We start from the raw sequence: 20,666 nt of genomic DNA, 5'->3' as shown, positions 1-20,666 counted from the left end.
AAGTTTACTATCTAGTAATAAAAAAGGTAGTAAACAAATATCAGGTTTCACACTGCATAATTTTTTATTAGGGATAAATTAGTGCATAATCGAATTATAAAATCCTTAAAGTTGTACTTTCGGATTAATTAACTGGGATTGTCATTAATCTTTCTATTTCTACATTTATTGGATCCTTGAAAAACTTTTTTATTTCTATTTCTTCATCTTTAGAAATAAGTTTGACACATGTCAGATTAGTTATGGCTCTAGAGCAAGCAACATACGCAAGTCTTTGGTTTTTAAGTTTTTTCTTTTCGTCTTTATAGTTAGAATCAAAAATTAGATTAAAATTATATTGATTCCAAAAGTATTCATCAAGTACAACTATTACATTATCAATGCCCGATCCTTTTGTTTTATGCATTGTTATATATTGAGTTTCTTCATTAACATATTTAAAGTAATTCATTATATCTTTGAATTTTATTTTGTCTGAAAAAAGATCAACGTAGAACGCTTCTTTTTTTAGTTTGTTTTCGAAATCTTTAAATGCATCTTCCTCTAAAAAATCCATTTTATCTTTAATTTTTGCAAACGTTTTGTTTCCACTATTGTATATTGATTTAAATAGTTGATAGTCATCAATTTGTTCTAACTCTTTTAAAAAAGCTTTTTTTCTGTTCGAATATTCCAAATTTTTATCGGCGACTTTTATAAGTTTTAATTTGAAAGCCATTTCTAATGTTTCCAAAGCACCTTTATCTGAATTTATTATTTTCTCAAAACTTTTTTTCAGTTTTATTTTATCTTCTAAACGTTTTATAGAAAAGTTGGATTTATTAAGTTTATCAAGTATAAAGTTAAAATTCTTCAACTCATAAGCATTACAAAGTTCAAACAAATCCAAAAATTGTAAATTTAGTAAATGATTATCTATTTGTTCCTTCGGATCAAGATATCTTGCTGCAAATACATCATAAAGGGCTCCAAATCCTGCTTTACCAGCAATAGATTTATTGGTTAGCATGAGTGTCTTATAATTTTCTTGATTATGACACGCTTTTTCAATCAAAGTATTTAACGCATTTTCATAATTAGCTTTATCTTCTAGGTTACTATATACATTTGGCTTATTATCATAAATAGAATAATAAAGCTTAACACTCCCCTGTCTATCTGATAAAGATTCTTTAATAGCATCTTTATTTACTTTAAATGCTACTTGTTGTTTTAGCCCGTCATTTCTCAGTTGATTTATAAATTTAATTACTTCTTCAGAACATCGATAATTATCCTCTTTAATAATTTTAACTAAATATTTATCATCAATATACTTTTCGACATCACCTACACCATCTTCATAAATTGCCTGCATTGAATCACCAAATAATCCTACTATGGTTTTCTCTTTTAACGGGAGTTTTTTCAAAAAGATATCTATGATTTTTTCATTAGTATCTTGATATTCATCAATAAAGATAAAATCATATTTATCTTGTAGAATTTTCCCTAAAATTTCATACTTATCAAAAAGTAGGTAAGAAACTTCAAGTAAACTATCATGTCCAAAAGTTAATTCATTAAAATCATCAAACCTAGTCTCATTATATTTAATATTATAAAAATCTTTAGATTCAATTTCTGCTTTTATTTCTTTATTCAGTATATTAATTTTTTCATTTAAAATTCTATTAAATCCTTCAGGGTCCTTATCATAGTCTCTTTTACCCTCAACTTTTTTAGTTGATTCATTCTTTACTGTATATAACTTGTCAGCATATTTTTTTTGTGTTTTTTTATAATTATCAAATTCCTCTTTTTTTTGTTGCTTTTCATCATCATAGTTTTCAGCCCCTTTTCTTTCAATATTACTCAACTTAAATATATCGAAAATTACCTTCTGAATATTTTTCTTATAGTCTTTAGTTAATGAATTTAAAAAGGAATGTATAGTGCTGATTGTATATTGGTCTCCTACTCTTGACTTTATCTCATCAACAGCCAAATTTGTGTGAGTAATGCAAGCAATCTTTTTTCCTGGGTAACTTTCTGATAAAAATTCTAAAAGCTGTTTTAATGTTTCAGTTTTACCACTTCCCGCTCCACCTTGAAGAACAAAATTTTGATTATTTTTTATACAACTTTTTATTTTGTCTAATGAAGTTATTCCGCAATCCACGATAACCCTCCTCTAATATATGCTGGAGTTTCCCAATCAATTGCCTCTTCGGATAATGCCAAGTACAATAATGATGCAGCAAAATTAGACTTTTTATCTAAAACTTCTTGAGTTAACTCATATATATTTTCTTCTTCCTCAAACAGTTTTGTCTTTTTTAAACCGTCTATATTATCTTTATTCATTTTTATTGTTTCCTTATTTATGTTTATAAAGGCATCTTCAAAACTTCTACCCTGGTAATTTTTCTCTTTTGTTTGGTAAGCTATTTTTATGTTTTCACTATAATCATCCAGAGCATTAGTTCTTAAATTTTCAATCCACTTTTCGAATGCTGGTTTATCCGTTTTCAAATCTGGTGCCCTTAGAAAATGTTTCAATGTTTCATTACTCGTGTTCTGTGCTTTTAATACTTCACATGCAGAGTAGTACCCATTGTCACTACTCATTTTTGCTGTAGTATCTATATCAGTAATTATCAATGTTTTAATCTTTAGGAACTCAAGAAAGTGATGGAAAACCTTTGCATTTGCCCCCACTTCTAAAATGCAAATATTCTGAGAAGATAATGGAATATACGATTCTTTTTTTTCATTTTCCTTGTCAAATTTATTAATAAAATAAGGTAAGAGTATTTTCTCAGTAGTGCCTTCAATAAAGATAATTTTACTTGCAAAGAATAGTTCTGCCGATTGAATGGTTAAATATTGTTTAAGGAATTTAAATTCCTCTAACTTTGTATACTTTTTCTCCAATTCTGTATGGAAATTTTTTATTTCTGTATTTTCATTTCCATCTTCATCTACTGTTTTCATTAAGTATCTAATATCTTCAAAATCACATTGTGATACTATCTGTGCTGAATGTGTTGTAACAACAGTTTGAAGATTCTTTACGTCATCTAGAATTGTTTTAATCTTCCTTGCAAAAACATACTGCATTTGTGGATGTGTATGTGCTTCTGGTTCTTCAATAAACAATAGATTTATTTCCTTATTTAACTCAATAAAATTTTCTTTTTTGATTTCAATGGTTAATAATAAATAAAGAATATTCATAAAACCTAACCCATTAAGATTCTCTGGTAAATGATTATTGTCAACACCATAAACAACTTGCGATGAGTATTGAAGCAATTCATTAGATTGCAGATTTGATACTACTTTTATATTTTTTATTTCTAAAAATTCTTTTGAGTTTTTTAAAAATGTCTTAAAGAAAGTATCATATTGTTTATCAAGGTTACTATCCATTTCAATCAATTGTTTATTAATTGCAAGGAAATCACCTTGTGAATTATTATTAAAATATTTTGTAGTCAATGAAGAAAGCACTTTTTTACTTTCTTTATTTTCTTCTGAACTAGCAACATCCCGTTTAGCATGTATTATTTGAAAATTTATTAACTTCTTAATGCTTTTCAATTCTTTTTTAACCAGCTTGTGCCTATTATTAATTTCTAAATCCTTATAATTATCGAAAACATAAACATCTTTTTGTAAATAGCTATTAATATTTTTTATTATATACCTCTCTTTATCTTCATTCTCAATAGTTAGCAAATCCTTTAAAAGGCTTTTTTTATTAATAGCACATTCAAATAATATCTTTACAGTATCTATCTCAGGGTCTAAATCTAAAATAAAATCGGATATATGTTCTAAATTATCATCTTTATGATATTTAATTTCCAATACCATTTGAATTGTTAACTGATTTGTTTCTGTTTGATCATTAATATCCTTAATCTTATTTCTTAGAGATAAAGAGAAATCATTATAATTAAAATCCTTTTGTTCATAAAACTTTTCAAATAAAACTAAAAAAGACGTTTTGCCACTATTATTTCTACCAATTAGTAATGATAAATCTTTTTTTAAATCAAGGCTTGTATCATTTAAAAGCCTAAAGTTTTTCATCTTAATTTTACTGATATACATTATGTCACTCCTTATTTAAAATTAACGCTATTCTCAATGGAACTCAGAGATATATTAAGTGAATATTACCTATATTTTGCTATTTCTTAATTTCTATTCTTATGAACCATGTGACCTATTTAAAGCTCATCTACTCCACACCCCTTATTACTTTTAGCTTAAGGATCTATCTGTCTAGAAGGAATAAATACTTAATATTCAAATTTTACCACATTTTTCTTTCATCGACTAAACTTCCTGTTAAAACCTATCATTTATGAGTACGACCTATTGAATCATGAAAAAAATTCATCTTAAAATTCCAAAATTAGAAATTACGAATTTCTTCTATATTTTATTTTTCTCTCTCTTGTTCTATTAAAAAGTCCATAAAGTGCATACAAAATAACGAACGTCCGTAACGTATTTTAATACTTTAATGGACGTTAAAAGTAGGTATTTTTTATTTAAACTAGGTTTTTATATCACATACTTTTACAATTTTAGGTGAACTAGATATAAAATTCTCTCCAACATACAAAAACCTCCCGATAATGATACGGGAGGAGCTAGTTAAAACTCAATTTTAATTTATTGTGAATCACTGAATTGAACCTCACACTGACTTTCACCCCTGCATGGCCAATTATCTCTAATTAAATAACTCTAATTGTTCTCCATTTGTTGCAATAACATCTTTATACCAATAAAATGTTTTTTTCTTTATGCGACGTTTTGTCCCTCTGCCCATGTCGTCCTGGTCAACATTGATGTACCCATACCGTTTTGAGATTTGGTTGGTTTGATGCACTGATCATGATCATGTCATTGTAGCCCCAGCTTGTATATCCGAATACGTTGACTCCGTCTGCAATGGCTTCTTTCATTTGTATAATATGTTCTTTCTTAAGTAAGAAATCCGGTAGTTGTCGTCTATAATGTCACCTTCGCGCAATGTATCAATGGCGCCTAGTCCATTCTCTGCTACGAATAATGGTTTTTGATATCGGTCATACAGTTGATTCAACGCACTCCTTGAGGAATCAAAAATCCGTATCTAACATCAAGCGAGTGGGGATGGCAAATCGATCCTAAGGGCTTTAATACAGTTTCACCTTATTGGTATGAGGTACAATAATTTTTTAGAACAATAACTGGCTTTTGACAAAGATAAACTCTCACTTATCCACTAACTATAGGAGCTTCATAAGAAGCTCTATCAAAAAAGAATAAAACGTTCTTTTTGTCCCTTTAGTATGGAAATAAAATCAATTTCTAATTTTTTCTTTACTGTAATAAAAGTCCAACTGCACATTGCAAAAGTAATAGCGCCAAAATAATATTTATCACTTGAAAATGTTTGAAATATGTCTTTTGAAACAATCCACCAAAAAATATCCAAGTCAAGGTAGCGATAGTACCTATTGTAGCAATGATCATCTCAAAAAATATAAGCATACCTAATGAAGTATAATATGTAATAATATATCCTGTCAGAGCCGTAATACCGAATATAAATATCTTTACATTAACAACTTGCAAAACAAAACCAATTAAAAAAGAAGGTTGTTTCACATCATTTTTATTGTCAGGCTTACTAATGGCAATATGATATGCCAGCCATAAAATATAAATTGCTCCCGCATATTTAAGGACGGACATTATTGGATTTATTAAGCTCTCTAGTCCGAAAACAAATACTGCACATAACGCTTGTACAAAATAATAACCTATAAATATCCCAAAGAATAAACGCTTTCCTCTTTTCCATCCATAATTGGTCATAGTATTTAATGCCAGGATATTTCCAGGTCCTGGTGTAAAGGCATTTATTAGAGCGTATATAACAAATGCAAATACTACTTGAACTCCCATATCAAAATCACACTCTGCTTTCCATCCTTAAAATGTTTATTTTTCGGCTTATTCCCTTAATCATTTATATTATAATGAGTTGTTTTGATATAGTATAATACTGAAATAATATAACCTGATATAGATAATAACTATATCAAACTTATTATTAAGTCGATTTTTCTTTTATAATTCCTTTGCAATCATTTTTAATGCATCTAAATATATTTCTCCCAGTTTTGTTAATGTGACATCGTTATGCTTTATTGTTCCAATCCGTATGACTTCATCTACATTAAGACGAACTGCAATAATTTCTTCTCCATGAAGATATTTAGGAAAAACTCCAGAAGAAATGGTATAACCATTGAGACCAATCATGAAATTAACAATAGCTGCTCTGTCACTTACTTTAATATTTTTCTTTACAATTCTTGTACTTAAAATTTCTTCTGAAAAGTAAAAAGAATTGTATTCTCCTTGTTCAAATGAAAGGCATGGATAATCATCTAATTCATCCAAATCAATAGATTCATTGATAGACAATGGATGTTTTTTACTAATAAATACATGTGGTTTTGCAACAAATAGTTCTGAAAAACTAATATTTCTTTCTCTTAACAGCTTTAATAATACTGATTCATTATAATTACTTAAATGGATAATCCCCAGTTCACTTCGTAAATTCTTCACATCTTCAATTATTTCATAAGTTTTCGTTTCACGAAGTGTAAACTCATACTCAGAAGCTCCAAATTCCTTTACAAGTTCTACAAAAGCATTGGCTGCAAAAGTAAAATGCTGGGTTGAAATACAAAAATGTTGCTTAGCTGGTTTTCCACTCATATATTTTTCTTCAATCATATTATACTGCTGTAATACCTGTCTGGCATAACCTAGAAACTCAGCTCCTTCATTAGAAATAGCAATTCCTCTATTCGTTCTAATGAATATGGTTATTTTTAATTCCTTCTCTAATTCCTTAATAGCATTCGACAAACTTGGTTGGGAGATGAATAAACTTTTTGCTGCCTCATTCATAGATCCTTTACTTGCTACTTCAAGTGCATATTTTAATTGTTGTAAAGTCAAACTGAACGCCACCTTTTCAAAGTTACTTATAAATCCATAATCAAACATTCTGATGTTATTCTTATATATTTTTCCTTCTATAACAGTTTACTAATTTTCATTCTTGTTTTTATTAAGGAAAGACCAAAAACCGTTCATTGGGACTTAGTCTTTCCTTATCTAGTAACTCTTTATAAGATTGCCGATGCTTTGAATATTCAGGTGGAACAACTCCTTTATATTGAACATAGAAAGGCCACCAGTCTCTTAAATAACCTTCCATCCACTTTTTTTAAAAATTCCACTCGATTTTATTCCTACTTCTATGACGGCAGGAACAATAAGCTGGTAAAATGTGTGATTGATATTTTAGCACAAACCGATACCAATAGTTATAAAACAATGCTTTAAATGAAAGTTAAAGATTTTAACTGTTACCAAGAATGCGAAAATACATATTGGGGTTATACAGAACATTACGACACTCTCACTACCATCATTTTAAAAAATCAAGCGAAACCGCTTGAAAATATGACGATTAACATTCCCAATCTGAGGCCACGCGACTTGGATTTCGAGGAAAAAAAGATACTAGTTACGTAAGGGTGGAAAAAAAGATGTAGTGACAGTCTCTCCTCCGTCTATGCAGGACATAAAGGATTACCTAGCTGTGCGAACGGAACGTTATAGGGGTTCAAATGATGATACGGCCTATGTATTCTTGACTAGTGCCCCCTCTTTCCAACCGCGCCATCGAGGCTCTAGTAAAGAAATACACGAAGGCATTTAAGTCTAATAAATCGATGTCTCCACACAAACTTAGGCATACCTATGGGACGAATATAATGGAACAGTCAGGAGACATTCAACTAATGATGACTCAACTTGGCCATTCTTCAACCACAACGTCTACCCTATAAACAACTCTGAGCAGGAGAAAGACCTAACTTTGTTGCATTTGCAACAAAAAAATAATGATAAAGGGGTCGGTAAAGTGAAATATGTTTTTTATGAATTAGGAATTTTAATATTAACTCTTGATATTTCTTTCACTATACAATCCGACCTTGGAACTTCACCTTTTGATGCACTTTCACCGATTCCAGTTGACCGATTAACATTAATCATGCAAGAATAAACTTGAACAAATATATTTTTTTCGTGAACATTCATTTACCTCGTATTCTTGATAATGGCCATGATTTTAAATGGACCAATTGGCGTGGGAACTTTATTAACCGTTTGTTTAGGGAGGCTAATACTTAATTGCTTTATGCCATTTACTGAAAAAGTATTAGACCGCATATTAACACACTCTAGTACATCACCAATTATGATAAAGATAAAAAGCATTCAATATAGAAGCTTTCAGTTTAAATCAAAATCTATTTTACAATCACTATTAATTGTATTTATCCATTCTACAACTTATTTTTGTTGATGTATAACTGATATCTCACGATGCGACTAAATAAATATTTTATAATTAAAGGAGGAGTTTTATATGTCAAGAAAGGCTTTTAATGCAGATGGAGCTGTTGCTGTTGGCCCATACTCACATGCAGTTGAAACAGGGGATTTACTATTTTTATCCGGGCAAACCCCTATAGACTCACAGACTGGAAAGCTTGTAGAAGGTGATATTGTTAAACAGACAAAGCAATGCTTTAAGAACCTTTTTAATGTATTGGAAGCAGCTGGTTTAGTCCCTGACGATGTTGAAAAAGTAAATGTGTTTTTAACTAATATGGATAACTTTGCAGCAATGAATGAAGTGTATGTACAACAATTTTCTGCACCATATCCTGCTCGTACAACTATAGGCGTAGCATCCCTACCTCTAGGTGCACAGATTGAAATAGAAATGATAGCTAGAAGATCCTAGTTGTAGATAAATTCTAGGTGAAAAAAGCTCTATGGGGTACCACCCCATCGCCATCAAGCTAAGGTGAATTTGTATCATCATAACGAAAAAAACGCTATTCTTTTTGTAGAAATATACAGGAAGGATGGCGTTTTCTATGAGTTTTTCTGTTTCAGACGAAATGAATCTCTTTTCTCAAGAACTTCAAAACTACTTATCTCCATCTTATTTTTTTCAACGTACAAGTAAATATCAAGCACAAGAATTAATTGCTTTATGTGTATGGCTTAGTCAACAGGTCGCGAGTACACCATTCACACAATTGTGTAGCCGTCTCGAAGCATCTACAGGTGTCCTCATGAGTCCCGAAGGGCTTAATCAACGATTTAATGGTTGAGCTACAGTTTCTTTAACAAGTTCTAGCTAATCTTCTAACTCAAAGAATTCAATCAACACAAGAAATACTTCATCCATACTCCACGACTTTTAAATGTATTTGGATTCTAGATTCTACAACATTTCAACTTCCAGATAAGTTTGCTTCACATTATCAAGGTTCTGGCGGAAGTAGCCATACCGCAGGTGTTAAAATCCAACTTGAAAATGACTTATTGAGTGGGAAGTTCCTCCACGTTTATGTAGGAGAAGGGAGAGAAAATGATAAAATCTTCGTTTCCACAAGTCTACTAACCATTCAACCGAAAGACTTATACATAAGGGATTTAGTGTATTTCGACTTACACGACTTGCAGAAAATGAATGATGAAGGTGCTTACTATGTCTCACGTTTGAAGTTGAATTCTCGTATATATCTTAAGAATGATGAACCAGAGTTTTTTCGGAATGGGACTGTGAAGAAAGGTACTCTCTTTATTCAGTTAGAAACGGAAGAACTTATGAATCAATTACAACCTGGTCAAACACTTGAAATTTCAGAAGCATACATTGATCTGTATCAAAAACTATCCGCCCGAGTGATTATTCATCGACTAACTGAGGTACAAACAGAGAAAAGATTGAAAGAACAAGCAAAAAAAGAAAAGAAGAAGGGCATTACCTATAAAGACCGAAGCAAACGATTAAGTGGAATGAACGTATATACTACAAATCTTTCTTTTTTTGTCATGCGCCTCTTAAGTGTTACCATACTCGAACATAAAACGCTGCCATTGAAAATGGCAGCGGACAGCTGAACAATTTGCACAAACATGAAATACATTAAACCACTATTAGTGTTGAGAAGTAAGATTTACCTGGATTAGGTACTCAAAATGAAGATGTTGCGCGATTTCTGAAGATGAAAAGATAACCTTGGACACACTTCATGCTTAAAAAAATACGACACTATATACAACAATACTGAATTAGAAAAATGTTTTAAAAAGGGCAAGGACAGTAATCACACCCACAACAGTGACAAAAACATTGCTAAGTTTCCCTTTGTATTTAGCCAGAGCTGGAACTTTACGGATAGCGTACATTGGTAAAATACATAATAGAGCTGCACCTATAGGTCCGGCGATAGATTCCATCATTCCAAGAATACTTGGATTTGCATAAGCAGCATACCAGCCTGTTAATACCATAAAGATAAGGATCGATGTCTTAACTGCCTTTTCACTTAATTCTTTTCCACGAGCTCTACTGGACTCTAATATCATGTCACGCATTACCTCATATCCTCCAACATAATGGCCAAGAAAGGACTTTACGATGGCAATAAAAGCAATGAGAGGAGCTATATAATTGATTGTAGGTATATTTAAATGGTTAGCAAGATACGAAAGGATTGATAAGTTCTGTTCTTTAGCCAATGCAAGATCTTGTGGAGATAAACTCAAGACACTACTGTATACAAAGAACATTACAACAGTGAATATCAAAATGTAACCGTATTTTTGTATTTGGGCACATTTAGCGTCAGTAGCTTCTTCTCCATAAGTTTCCTTCTGTTTTATAACAAAAGGAGAAATAATAGGAATATGATTAAAGGATAATACCATGATAGGGAAAGTCAACCAGAGCATTCCTATAATACCTTTCCCAGTTGAAGCTACAGAAATATTTGAAACATCTAAAATTGACATATTCCACTGTGGAATCAAATATATTCCTATAAAAATCAGAGAAGCAATAAAAGGATACACAAGCATGCTCATTACTTTTATAGTGATTTCTTGACCAAAATTCACTATAGCTATAAGACCTAGCACAATTACAAGTGATAAAATTGCCCTTGGCGGCTCATTAAGATGCAATTGATTTACCATAAAACTGCTAATAGTATTTGTTATAGCAACCGCATACAAAAGCATTATGATATAAATGATCAAGAAATATATTAAGTTAAAAATTTTACTTGCCCTATTTCCAAAATATTCTCTTATCGTACCTGTAATCCCTTCATCAACAGCTTTGGAAGAGTAAATAATTTTAGCAAACGCCCTATGTCCATAGTACATGACCGGATAGGCTAGGATGGTAATGAACAGTAAGGATATAATTCCTCCTATTCCTGCATTAATAGGTAAAAAGAGTACTCCTGCTCCAATGGCTGTTCCAAAAAGGCTTAAAGCCCAGGTCGTATCTTGTTTATGCCATCTTTTATGGTCCGGTAATTTTTCCTTTTTCACTGTGATATTTTCTGATACATTTTCTGCTGTATTTTCGTACATATATCATATCTCCTTGTAATTAAGGCGTATTAATCAGAATATTTCTTGAAAAATTAATATCGTATTTCTACATTGAAACCGCTTTCACTTACCTTTTTTAACTAGGCCTCGGGAAGATAATTCCGAGACCTACATGAATACAGTACCAAAATAGCTTCTAAACTATTAAAATATTTATTTTGGCATGCGGACTTTTATTAACTCTGCTAAATATTCCGCTCCAATAGTTAATATCTTATCATTAAAGTCATAGAATGAGTTATGAAGTGGAACATTGCCTACTCCTTCAGAATCGTCACCATTTCCTATAAATACAAAGCAACCAGGAATCTTCTGTGAAAAAACACCAAAATCTTCAGATCCCATAAGTTGTGGAGCATTTGCATCGACATTATTTTCGCCAACAACATTTCGGGCTGCTTTTACCGCAATATCAACACAGTTTGCGGAGTTAACAGTTGGTGCGAATTCATGAGTATATTCAAAGTGACATTCTGCCCCATTTATTTTACAAAGCCCCTCACTAATAGTTCGCATCCTATCTTCTAACAACCTTTGTACCTCTGAATTATAACTTCTAGTATCTCCTTTAATCACTACGTTCGAAGGAATCGCATTTCGAATCCCATCCGTAATAAATTCAGTGATTGAAACGACGGCAGGAACAACAGGATCCATATTACGCGATATTATGGTCTGCAAAGCAAGAACAATTTCAGATGCAATAATGATCGGATCTTTACTCATATGAGGCATTGAAGCATGTCCACCTTGCCCCTTGATATGGATCACAAAGTTATCCTCACTAGCCATAAATCCACCAACACGAGTTGAGATTGAACCTGCAGGCTTGCCTGGCATATTGTGAATTCCATAAATCTCATCTACTGGAAAACGTTCAAAAAGTCCGTCTTGTATCATTGCAATAGCACCTTTACCAATTTCCTCGGCAGGTTGAAAAATAAATCTAACCGTCCCATTAAAATTTTTGCGCTCCGTTAATAACTTAGCTGCACCCAATAATGTTGCAGTATGTCCATCATGACCGCACGCATGCATTTTACCCGGATTCTTAGAGGTGTATGGATGTATCCCCTCCTCTGTTAGGTTAATTGCATCCATATCTGCTCTGAGACCGATAATGTCTGGACCATCACCCACTTTAAAACTAGCAACGATTCCAGCACCACCAATATTTCTGTGAACCTCTAATCCAATTTCAGTTAATATTTTAGCAACAAATTCAGATGTATTTCTTTCTTCAAAAGCGCTTTCAGGATGCATATGGAGATATTGCCTCCATTCAGTCAGCTGTTTTTCGAAATTTTCGTTTTTCATATTCATTTCACCCCACATTAAATATTTTTATGATCCTAATCTTTTAAAAAGTCTTTTGAATTTGTCGAAATTTATAATATGGATGGATATGCCCCATCCCATACTACTTTTCTATAATGATTCGGATCAGTGTCACCTTCTGTGCTGATGATAAGAATTTTTGAATCCTGATTCAGTTTTAATGTATTCTTCATATCCTTTAGCTTTCTATTTTCATCCAATAGACTAACTAAACCCATACCAACTGCACCAGACTCACCTGAAATAATATGGGGGTCAAAACCTAATGGGTTTGCAAGAATTCGCATACCTCGTGCGGCTACATAATCTGGACAAGAAACAAAAACCTCTGCATAATCTTTTAAAATACCCCAAGAAGATGTACTTGGTTCCCCGCATGCTAAACCTGCCATAATCGTATTCAAAGAACCCGTTACAGAATGGGGCTCTCCGTCACCCACATTCATAGATTTGTATAGGCAGGCAGCTTTATCTGGCTCGACAATAACTGTTATAGGACGTTCATCTCCAAATTTCTCTACTAGATATCCGAGCATACTGCCAGCAAAAGATCCAACTCCAGCTTGTAAAAACACATGCGTCGGTCGGTCAACACCAGCTTCTACAATCTGTTCCATTGCTTCATCCAGGATCGTTCCATAACCCTGCATAATCCAAGTTGGAATCTTTTCATATCCATCCCAGGCTGTATCCTGTACCAATACCCAGCCATTTTCTTTAGCCTTCTGGCTTGCCAGCCTAACTGTATCATCATAGTTCAAATCTGTTATAGAAGCTTCTGACCCTTCTTTTCGTATATTGTTTAATCTTATTTCTGAAGACCCTTTTGGCATATAAACTACTGATTTTTGTCCTAGCCGGTTTACAGCCCAAGCTAATCCCCTTCCATGGTTTCCATCAGTTGCAGTTACAAAAGTAATATCTCCAAGTTTCTCTTTTACTTCTTTACTTCTTAGTTTTTCAAAAGAAAGCTCTGAAATATCGACGTTTAATTTTTCTGCTAAATATTTACCAACAGCATAGGAACCACCCAATACTTTAAAAGCATTAAGTCCAAATCGATAAGATTCATCTTTCACCCATATATTGCTAACTCCTAATTGTTTAGACAACTCATCTAATCTTTGAAGTGGAGTTACTTCATACTCTGGAAAGCTTTTATGAAAATTTCTTACCTTTTCAACTACTTCCCTATTAATAAATCCTGCTGATGCCTTCTCAATATCTGTTTTTCTTGTATTTTCATTTACAATATATTTAATTTCAGTTTTTACTTCTGTTAAATTTCCCATTGTTATCTCCCTCATAAAATGTTTTATTCTAAAATTGCGATGACCTCTATTTCTACACCTGCATCTTTAGGTAACTTAGATACCTCGACACAACATCTAGCAGGATAATTTTCAGTGAAAAATTCCCCATATATTTCATTAACCTCAGAAAAATTTGATAAATCTTTTAAAAATACGGTAGTCTTTACTACATCTACTAAAGAAGCTCCAGCTGCCTCTAATATTTCTTTTACATTATTTAAAGATTGTTTTGTTTGTTCTTTTATATCCTCTGGCATTTCGCCAGTTTGAGGATTTACAGGGAGTTGACCTGAAACAAAAATAGAATTACCCTTTTTAATTGCTTGAGAATAGGGTCCAATAGCTCCAGGTGCATTTGTTGTAGAGATTACTTCTTTTATCATAAATTAGTTCCTCCTTCGATTTTTTGATAGAATATCGAGTTTAATATTGAAAATGAAAAGAACATGTTAATGTAGACGCTTCCAAAATGGAATAATTCGCGTGTTTTTCTAACCTTATATATGTAATATATCACACTTTACATATTAGTAAATATTTTTTTTGTCCCTACACACAACTTTTCAATATTGGATAGGAGATGCACTCCCTTTCCTATACTGTTCCAGGCCTATAAATTTTGAGTTTAATGTGGTATATTACATATTAAAGAATCGTCTCATAGAAGAGGTGCTCAAAATTGACTTTGAAGAAGAATGAAACTAAAATAAAACGCACGTTTATGAAGGATGAAGTATATAATAAGCTCCGAAATTGGATTGTAACCGGAGAACTGGAACCTGGTACAAAATTAAGAGATTTGGATTTGTCTGAACAACTGGGAATTAGTCGTACCCCTATTAGGGAAGCTTTACTTAGGTTAGAAAATGATGGACTTGTGATAACGAAAGCCAATAGGTGGACTTTAGTATCTCCAATCGATTTAACAGAGGCTAAAAATATCTATTCCATTGTATCGGCACTAGAATGTTTGGCGATGGAACAGGCACTTCCTCACATTTCTGCAAAGGATATAGAAGAATTGGAACAACTTAACGAAAATTTCAATAAAACTATTCATATAGGGGATATTTTTGCAGCACTTCAGGCAGATAATGAATTTCATAATAAAATTATTCAACTGTCAAATAATCTAGAGTTACCAAAGTTACTCTCAAGTTTAAAAGTAAGGATTCAAAGAATAGAGATACATTATTTCAGTCAGACTGATACCAAGAATACATCCTATACTGAACACCAACAGATAATAGATGCAATAAAAAAACAGGATTTAAATCGTGCGATAGATGCAATAAAAGCAAACTGGAAAAATAGCTTAAATCGCATTCGGATAAATTCTGAAAATGATGAATAATCAGCGTATTAAAAAGAGTGCACAGACATTTACTGAAAATAAAAAATAGCTGTTGGTGAAAGCAAATAAGCTGGAGAGTTCGAGAATCTTTTTCAGGTTCTCGAACTCTCCAGCTTATTTTTATTAGTTCTACAAACAGAGTCATGCTTATGGAATTTCTAAAGTTATTAATTCAGGGAATGTAATTTGGTTCTAGGTGATGTAATTAAAAACACCTTTGTTACCCCCAACACTTACTCAATTAAATGGCCCTTTAATGGAATAGTGAAAAAGGATGATTCACAAAAGTTATTCAATCTTTTGGAAACATCCTCGATTTTTGCATTATTTATATGTTATTTAAGGCAACTCATATACTCTCCTGAAATATAAGGTATTAAAAATCACTTTATAACATCAGGTTAATAAAATCATGTTGCCCATAGATTGTGTGGTTTTACATGAAAACATCATACAATTTAACCTTAATTAAATCACACAATGAAACATTTGTTCCTCACTAGAATATTCACTCAACAATATATAAAAATATCGATATCGGCACCTTTTTGGCACCTAGGGTGTTTTTCTTCTATTAAACTGATCGTTAGTAAAAAGCTATTGAACTTATGATAGTGATAGGTAAGCTTTTGACGTTATCGCCAGCTTTTCCCACACTTCACACCGTACAGGCGAGTTGAATGAGAAGTTAGCTTGAACAATTCTCACGCTAACTTCTTTGCCTATGTAAGTGATTCAGTCTAACTATCTTTTATAACTCAGCAAGTCCTTTGAACAGTTCCACTCCCGTTTCGATGAGATCATCTTGGAAGTTATACTCGTAGCTGTGCAGGTTCGGATAGTCTTCTCCGTTTCCAATATAACAGTATGAACCTTTTGTGAGTTTCGTGTAATAACCGAAATCTTCTGAAGCACGGAACGCCTCCGTCAGCTCAGCCATCGTAATGCCTTTTTCTTTACAGACCTGTCGAATCTTATCAGAGCTTTCTTTATGATTCAAAGTTTCCGGGAATTCATCCTGGTATTCAAAACTCACCTTCAGTCCATACTTCTCTGCTTCAACCTTCGCAACATCTTCAATATTCTTCTGAAGCCTATCCATCTCTTCCTCGTAAAGTGCTCGAATCGTCATTCTCAATGCACCCTTACTGGCATTTACTCCAAATGCTTTTGCACCAATGTCTACTTGAACGACAGTGCATAGAACGATACCTTTATTGATTGCAGGATCAATGAATCCTGGAATGGTATCGATTACCTTAGCCATTGCGAAAGCTGGATTTATTCCTTTCTCCGGTTCGCTGGTGTGAGAAGGAACACCTTCCATATAGATGGACATACCCTTGGATGCGCATTGTGCTGTTCCATCAATTACATGGACAGTATTTTTTTTAATACCGCTCATATTATGCCAGCCAAAGATTTCATCAATGTTGTTTTCCTTGATGAAGACCGAACACTCAGCTGCGCCATCACCTGTTTCCTCTGCGTGCTGGAATAGGAAGAACACGTTATTGTCACACCCCTTCCGATTAATTTCCAAAGCGAAACCGCAAAGGGTTGCAGAGTGACCGTCATGTCCACATTTGTGAGAAACCCCAGGGACTTGGGAACCATATGGAAGATCAATGGTTTCCTCAATTGGAAGAGCATCGAAGCCCGCACGGAAAGCTATGTTTCTTCTTCCAACTTTGGAGCGATAGATAGCATAGAACCAAAGTCCCCTGTCAACGATTTCAAGATTTGTGTTTGCTTTAAGGAATTCGATTAAATGCTGTTTGGTCCAGACTTCATGGTTTGATAATTCTGGATGGGCATGAAGCTCATGGCGCAGTTGTACCGCCAATTCAAGATTTTTCTTTTCCAATATCACTGCCTCCTATAATTCACGGTAAATCCCTTACTAATCAAATAGATTACTAGAGAAATTATTAATGTATTTTAATGTGTTATGACCACCAATATTCATTATTTTATTTCTGTTTCATTTATGTGCGATTCTAAGAATAGCCTATAATTTGGTTCTTGGAGTTTTCCTTTTTTATTCAAGTAGGTACCAATAATAAAATACAACACTAGCAGGGGTGCGCCGATATAGAATGAAAATCTTGTACCAGGACTGTATGCTGTGTAAATGGCAATAGCAACTAAAACCAATAAACAAATGATAGTCGGAACCGGATAAATACCCATTTTAAACTTTAGCTTGTCCACAGATCCGCCATGTGCCACCAGCCATTTTCTAAACTTATAGTGGGAGAGGAAACTAGCAAACCAGCCAAGCAGTGTATTGAAACCAGCGATAGAAATTAGCCAAACGAACACTTTTTCCGGGGAAACGAAGTTCGTAATCAGAGAAACCTGGCCAAGGAACAAAGTGAGAAGAACCGCATTCATTGGAATCCCGCGTTTGTTTATTTTGCCCAATGCTCTCGGTGCTTTCCCCTCTTTTGATAATGCAACTAGCGTTCTGCTGAGTAAATATACAATGGAGTTTCCAGCGGAAGCCAAAGATGTCAGAATGACGATATTCATGATCGCAGCCGCACCTGGTATTCCTGCCAATCCAAATAAGCCTGCATAGCCATTGCTTAAAACGCTTACATTTCCGTATGGAACAACCAATCCCATGATTGTTACAGAACCAGCATAAAAAATTAATATCCGGATGAAAATCGTATTAATAGCCTTAATCCTTTATGGATTAAAGAACGTTATCGTTCAAGCGTATTTCGTCACATATTAAGTAAATTAAGGCAAACAGAAAAAGCCGTGATCACATTTACTAAACCACGGCTTTAACGTCTGTTATATAAAAAATACAATTTAATTTAAAAGATAACGCGATACCATCCCCCCTTAACTCCATAACAGAGGTGTTTTCCTGCTATTTATTTACCTTCAACAATTTCCTTAAAGATTTGATATGACCGCTTTTGTTTCTCAGGATTAAAGATATAGGAAACAGCCATTATTTCATCTACATTATACTTCTCTTGGAAATTTATTAATTGTGCTCTTACTGTCTCTTTACTTCCCAATAACGCTACACTGGTCATCGAGGAAGCCATTTCTTTCTCAGGTTCGCTCCATAGGTTATCCATGCTATCTACTGGTGGCTGCAATGGAAATTGTGTACCTCGTACTACATTTAGGAAAAATTGTTGCATCGTTGTTGATTCTCTTTTCGCTTCCTCATCTGTTTCAGTTGCAATCACATTTAAACAAACCATCATGTATGGAGTATCAAGATAGTCAGAAGGTTGGAATCGATTTCGATAAATCGAGATGGCTTCCTCCATATGCCTAGGTGCAAAGTGTGAGGCAAACACATACGGCAACCCTAATTGAGCAGCTAAATACGCCGAATCTGTCGATGACCCCAAAATATATAATGGGATTTTAGTACCAACACCTGGATACGCTTTGACATAACCCTGTTTTTCTTCAGGTCCAAAGTATGTAAGCAAGGAATTTACGTCATTAGGAAATGTATAAACTGAATCTTTCTGTGAACGTCTTAACGCACTTGCCGTCATCATATCAGTTCCAGGTGCTCTTCCAAGTCCTAAGTCCAAACGGTTTGGATAGATGGTTGCCATCGTTCCAAATTGTTCGGCAACGACTAATGGAGAATGATTAGGCAGCATAACCCCGCCAGATCCAACACGGATGGTTTTCGTATGCTCCAATGTATGCTTAATTAAAATGGAGGTAGCTGAACTTACAAGTGTAGGAGTATTATGATGTTCTGCAATCCAATAGCGATTATATCCCATTTCCTCCGTAGCTTTTGCTAAATCAACCATTGCATCAATTGCATCCTTAGGTTCCTGTCCTTGACGAATCGGGGAAAGGTTTAAGACAGAAACCGGTATATTTATATTTGTCATTTCATTGGCTCCCTTTCTAAATCAAAATATATCACTATAGTCAATAACAGGTTTAGAATGAAACTGTATACTTAGGACCACAGTGAATCTTTGGTGGTGATTTTTTGAATACCTGTTTAAATGATGAAGAAATTTCACAAAGATACTGACTTGACATTGGAGAAAAAGTGCTTACTTGATAACTTTAATGAATATATAAATGATATAAGTGACGGGGAAGTGAATCCCTCACTCAAATATTTAAATGCATGCGTACGCATATAATTGATGGTTAAACCCTATCATGGATAAAAAACAATGTCAACGATTTCTTTTAAGCCATTTGAACAAAAAACTACCTAAAAAGCTCAGAATAAACAACATGGACTAAAAACAAAGCAAATGGTATCATATTTCACATGGATTTTTATATAACCCAGTACAATACGATAATCAAAGGTCTTCATTTTATAGAAAAGGAGAATCTTATTATGAATAACGAACTTTTGGATAATTGGTTATCCCTTACACATATTCAAATGAAAATAAACAATGAACTCGAAGCAGTATTTCAAGAAAAATATGATTTAACCTTGAAAGAGTTTTATGTGCTTTATTATTTATCTCTAGCATACAATAAAAGATTGAGACTGCAAGATCTACCTGACTTGGTTGGACTAAGTCAAAGTGCTGTTTCTAGGCTTGTGACTAGACTAGAAGCAAGAAGTTGTCAGACATTACAAAGAAGTGCTTGTGAAGACGATCTTCGTGGTGTTTATACTAGTTTGACTACAAAAGGTGAAGAAGCAGTAAAGGAATGTATCGAAACATTTAATCAAGTTTTTCTCGCTGCTTCTTCTGAAAATAGTAATAAACAAGAATTGCTAAAACTCATAAATAAACTATAGCCATATCAATGATTTTTCAAAGCCCTAAATTCGGATAGGGTCTTTTTTTATTTGATCAAAGGTAGCATAACGTTTAATACTATATGCATGCGCACGCATATAATGGATCTCATAGGGAATTATATGCCGCATAAGAATTATTCAGTCCATATAAGCTAAAACACACTAGGAACTAAACAATCCCATTGCATGTTTCCGATGTGGCAGTATTCTTTTGAAAAGAAAGATGGCTTTCTATGGATTAGCATTACTTTCTCTATATAAATAGAGAGGTTCATTTAATTTAATTCTATTTATTAAGGAGGAACGGTTTCAT

15 protein-coding genes and 3 pseudogenes are annotated in these 20,666 nt (G+C 33.3%); 6 read left to right on the top strand and 12 right to left on the bottom strand.

The genetic code is table 11. From position 1 onward, the window contains the following. Positions 1–124 precede the first annotated feature (124 nt). The 5 genes and pseudogenes from ACJ9PY_RS11885 to ACJ9PY_RS11865 all read right to left on the bottom strand — a co-directional run bounded on the left by ACJ9PY_RS11885 (position 125) and on the right by ACJ9PY_RS11865 (position 7,026). Positions 125–2,161, bottom strand: a complete 2,037-nt coding sequence (locus ACJ9PY_RS11885) for a UvrD-helicase domain-containing protein (RefSeq protein WP_411740095.1) — start codon at positions 2,159–2,161, stop codon at positions 125–127. Then, positions 2,146–4,101, bottom strand: coding sequence for an AAA family ATPase (locus ACJ9PY_RS11880; RefSeq protein WP_411740094.1), 1,956 nt, complete (start codon positions 4,099–4,101; stop codon positions 2,146–2,148). Before ACJ9PY_RS11880 ends, ACJ9PY_RS11885 begins: the two co-directional genes overlap by 16 nt. 631 nt (positions 4,102–4,732) lie before the next feature. Further along, a pseudogene (locus tag ACJ9PY_RS11875) lies at positions 4,733–5,107 on the bottom strand (family 1 glycosylhydrolase). Between the two features lie 260 nt (positions 5,108–5,367). Next, positions 5,368–5,955 (bottom strand): LysE family transporter, encoded by a 588-nt coding sequence (locus tag ACJ9PY_RS11870; protein WP_411740093.1) that lies wholly within the window; start codon positions 5,953–5,955, stop codon positions 5,368–5,370. A gap of 165 nt (positions 5,956–6,120) precedes the next feature. Next, positions 6,121–7,026, bottom strand: coding sequence for a LysR family transcriptional regulator (locus ACJ9PY_RS11865; protein WP_411740092.1), 906 nt, complete (start codon positions 7,024–7,026; stop codon positions 6,121–6,123). 707 nt (positions 7,027–7,733) lie between these two features. On the opposite strand from ACJ9PY_RS11865, the gene ACJ9PY_RS11860 reads away from it, so the two are divergent. The 4 genes and pseudogenes from ACJ9PY_RS11860 to ACJ9PY_RS11845 all read left to right on the top strand — a co-directional run. Continuing rightward, a complete protein-coding gene (locus ACJ9PY_RS11860) occupies positions 7,734–7,925 on the top strand; it encodes a tyrosine-type recombinase/integrase (RefSeq protein ID WP_411740091.1) in 192 nt (63 codons plus the stop codon). Between the two features lie 74 nt (positions 7,926–7,999). Continuing rightward, positions 8,000–8,367, top strand: a pseudogene (locus ACJ9PY_RS11855) (hypothetical protein). 142 nt (positions 8,368–8,509) lie between these two features. Then, positions 8,510–8,890, top strand: a complete 381-nt coding sequence (locus ACJ9PY_RS11850; protein ID WP_411740090.1) for a RidA family protein — start codon at positions 8,510–8,512, stop codon at positions 8,888–8,890. A 136-nt stretch (positions 8,891–9,026) separates the two neighbouring features. After that, positions 9,027–9,981 (top strand): annotated as a pseudogene (locus ACJ9PY_RS11845) (IS4 family transposase); the annotation flags it as partial. A gap of 252 nt (positions 9,982–10,233) precedes the next feature. On the opposite strand, the gene ACJ9PY_RS11840 reads toward ACJ9PY_RS11845, so the two are convergent. The 4 genes from ACJ9PY_RS11840 to ACJ9PY_RS11825 all read right to left on the bottom strand — a co-directional run bounded on the left by ACJ9PY_RS11840 (position 10,234) and on the right by ACJ9PY_RS11825 (position 14,599). Beyond that, a complete protein-coding gene (locus ACJ9PY_RS11840; RefSeq protein ID WP_411740089.1) occupies positions 10,234–11,544 on the bottom strand; it encodes an aromatic amino acid transport family protein in 1,311 nt (436 codons plus the stop codon). Positions 11,545–11,718: 174 nt separating this feature from the next. Continuing rightward, a complete protein-coding gene (locus tag ACJ9PY_RS11835) occupies positions 11,719–12,882 on the bottom strand; it encodes a M20 aminoacylase family protein (protein ID WP_411740088.1) in 1,164 nt (387 codons plus the stop codon). A 71-nt stretch (positions 12,883–12,953) separates the two neighbouring features. Beyond that, positions 12,954–14,195 carry a diaminopropionate ammonia-lyase gene (gene dpaL / locus ACJ9PY_RS11830; protein ID WP_411740087.1) on the bottom strand — a complete coding sequence of 414 codons (1,242 nt, stop codon included), beginning with the start codon at positions 14,193–14,195 and terminating at the stop codon, positions 12,954–12,956. 23 nt (positions 14,196–14,218) lie between these two features. After that, positions 14,219–14,599 carry a RidA family protein gene (locus ACJ9PY_RS11825; protein WP_411740086.1) on the bottom strand — a complete coding sequence of 127 codons (381 nt, stop codon included), beginning with the start codon at positions 14,597–14,599 and terminating at the stop codon, positions 14,219–14,221. 338 nt (positions 14,600–14,937) lie between these two features. Between ACJ9PY_RS11825 and ACJ9PY_RS11820 the strand changes: the two genes are divergently transcribed. Beyond that, complete coding sequence (locus tag ACJ9PY_RS11820; protein WP_411740268.1) at positions 14,938–15,570, top strand: GntR family transcriptional regulator; 633 nt, start codon at positions 14,938–14,940, stop codon at positions 15,568–15,570. Positions 15,571–16,321: 751 nt separating this feature from the next. Here ACJ9PY_RS11820 and ACJ9PY_RS11815 read toward each other — a convergent pair. The 3 genes from ACJ9PY_RS11815 to ACJ9PY_RS11805 all read right to left on the bottom strand — a co-directional run bounded on the left by ACJ9PY_RS11815 (position 16,322) and on the right by ACJ9PY_RS11805 (position 19,463). Then, entirely contained in the window at positions 16,322–17,437 is a 1,116-nt protein-coding gene (locus ACJ9PY_RS11815) for a M20 metallopeptidase family protein (protein WP_411740085.1), read from the bottom strand. Positions 17,438–17,538: 101 nt separating this feature from the next. Further along, positions 17,539–18,255, bottom strand: coding sequence for a hypothetical protein (locus ACJ9PY_RS11810; RefSeq protein ID WP_411740267.1), 717 nt, complete (start codon positions 18,253–18,255; stop codon positions 17,539–17,541). A gap of 206 nt (positions 18,256–18,461) precedes the next feature. After that, the gene (locus ACJ9PY_RS11805) at positions 18,462–19,463 is read right to left on the bottom strand and encodes an LLM class flavin-dependent oxidoreductase (protein ID WP_230163408.1); all 1,002 of its coding nucleotides are present in this window, start codon (positions 19,461–19,463) and stop codon (positions 18,462–18,464) included. 470 nt (positions 19,464–19,933) lie between these two features. Between ACJ9PY_RS11805 and ACJ9PY_RS11800 the strand changes: the two genes are divergently transcribed. Continuing rightward, on the top strand, positions 19,934–20,350 hold the full coding sequence (locus ACJ9PY_RS11800; RefSeq protein WP_230163446.1) for a MarR family winged helix-turn-helix transcriptional regulator: 417 nt from the start codon (positions 19,934–19,936) through the stop codon (positions 20,348–20,350). Positions 20,351–20,666: the final 316 nt, after the last annotated feature.

Origin of the sequence: Peribacillus sp. S4, from assembly GCF_046715815.1 — a bacterium.
GTDB classification, from domain to species: Bacteria; Bacillota; Bacilli; order Bacillales; family DSM-1321; genus Peribacillus; species Peribacillus frigoritolerans.
This window is presented reverse-complemented; position numbering and strand designations above follow the sequence as displayed.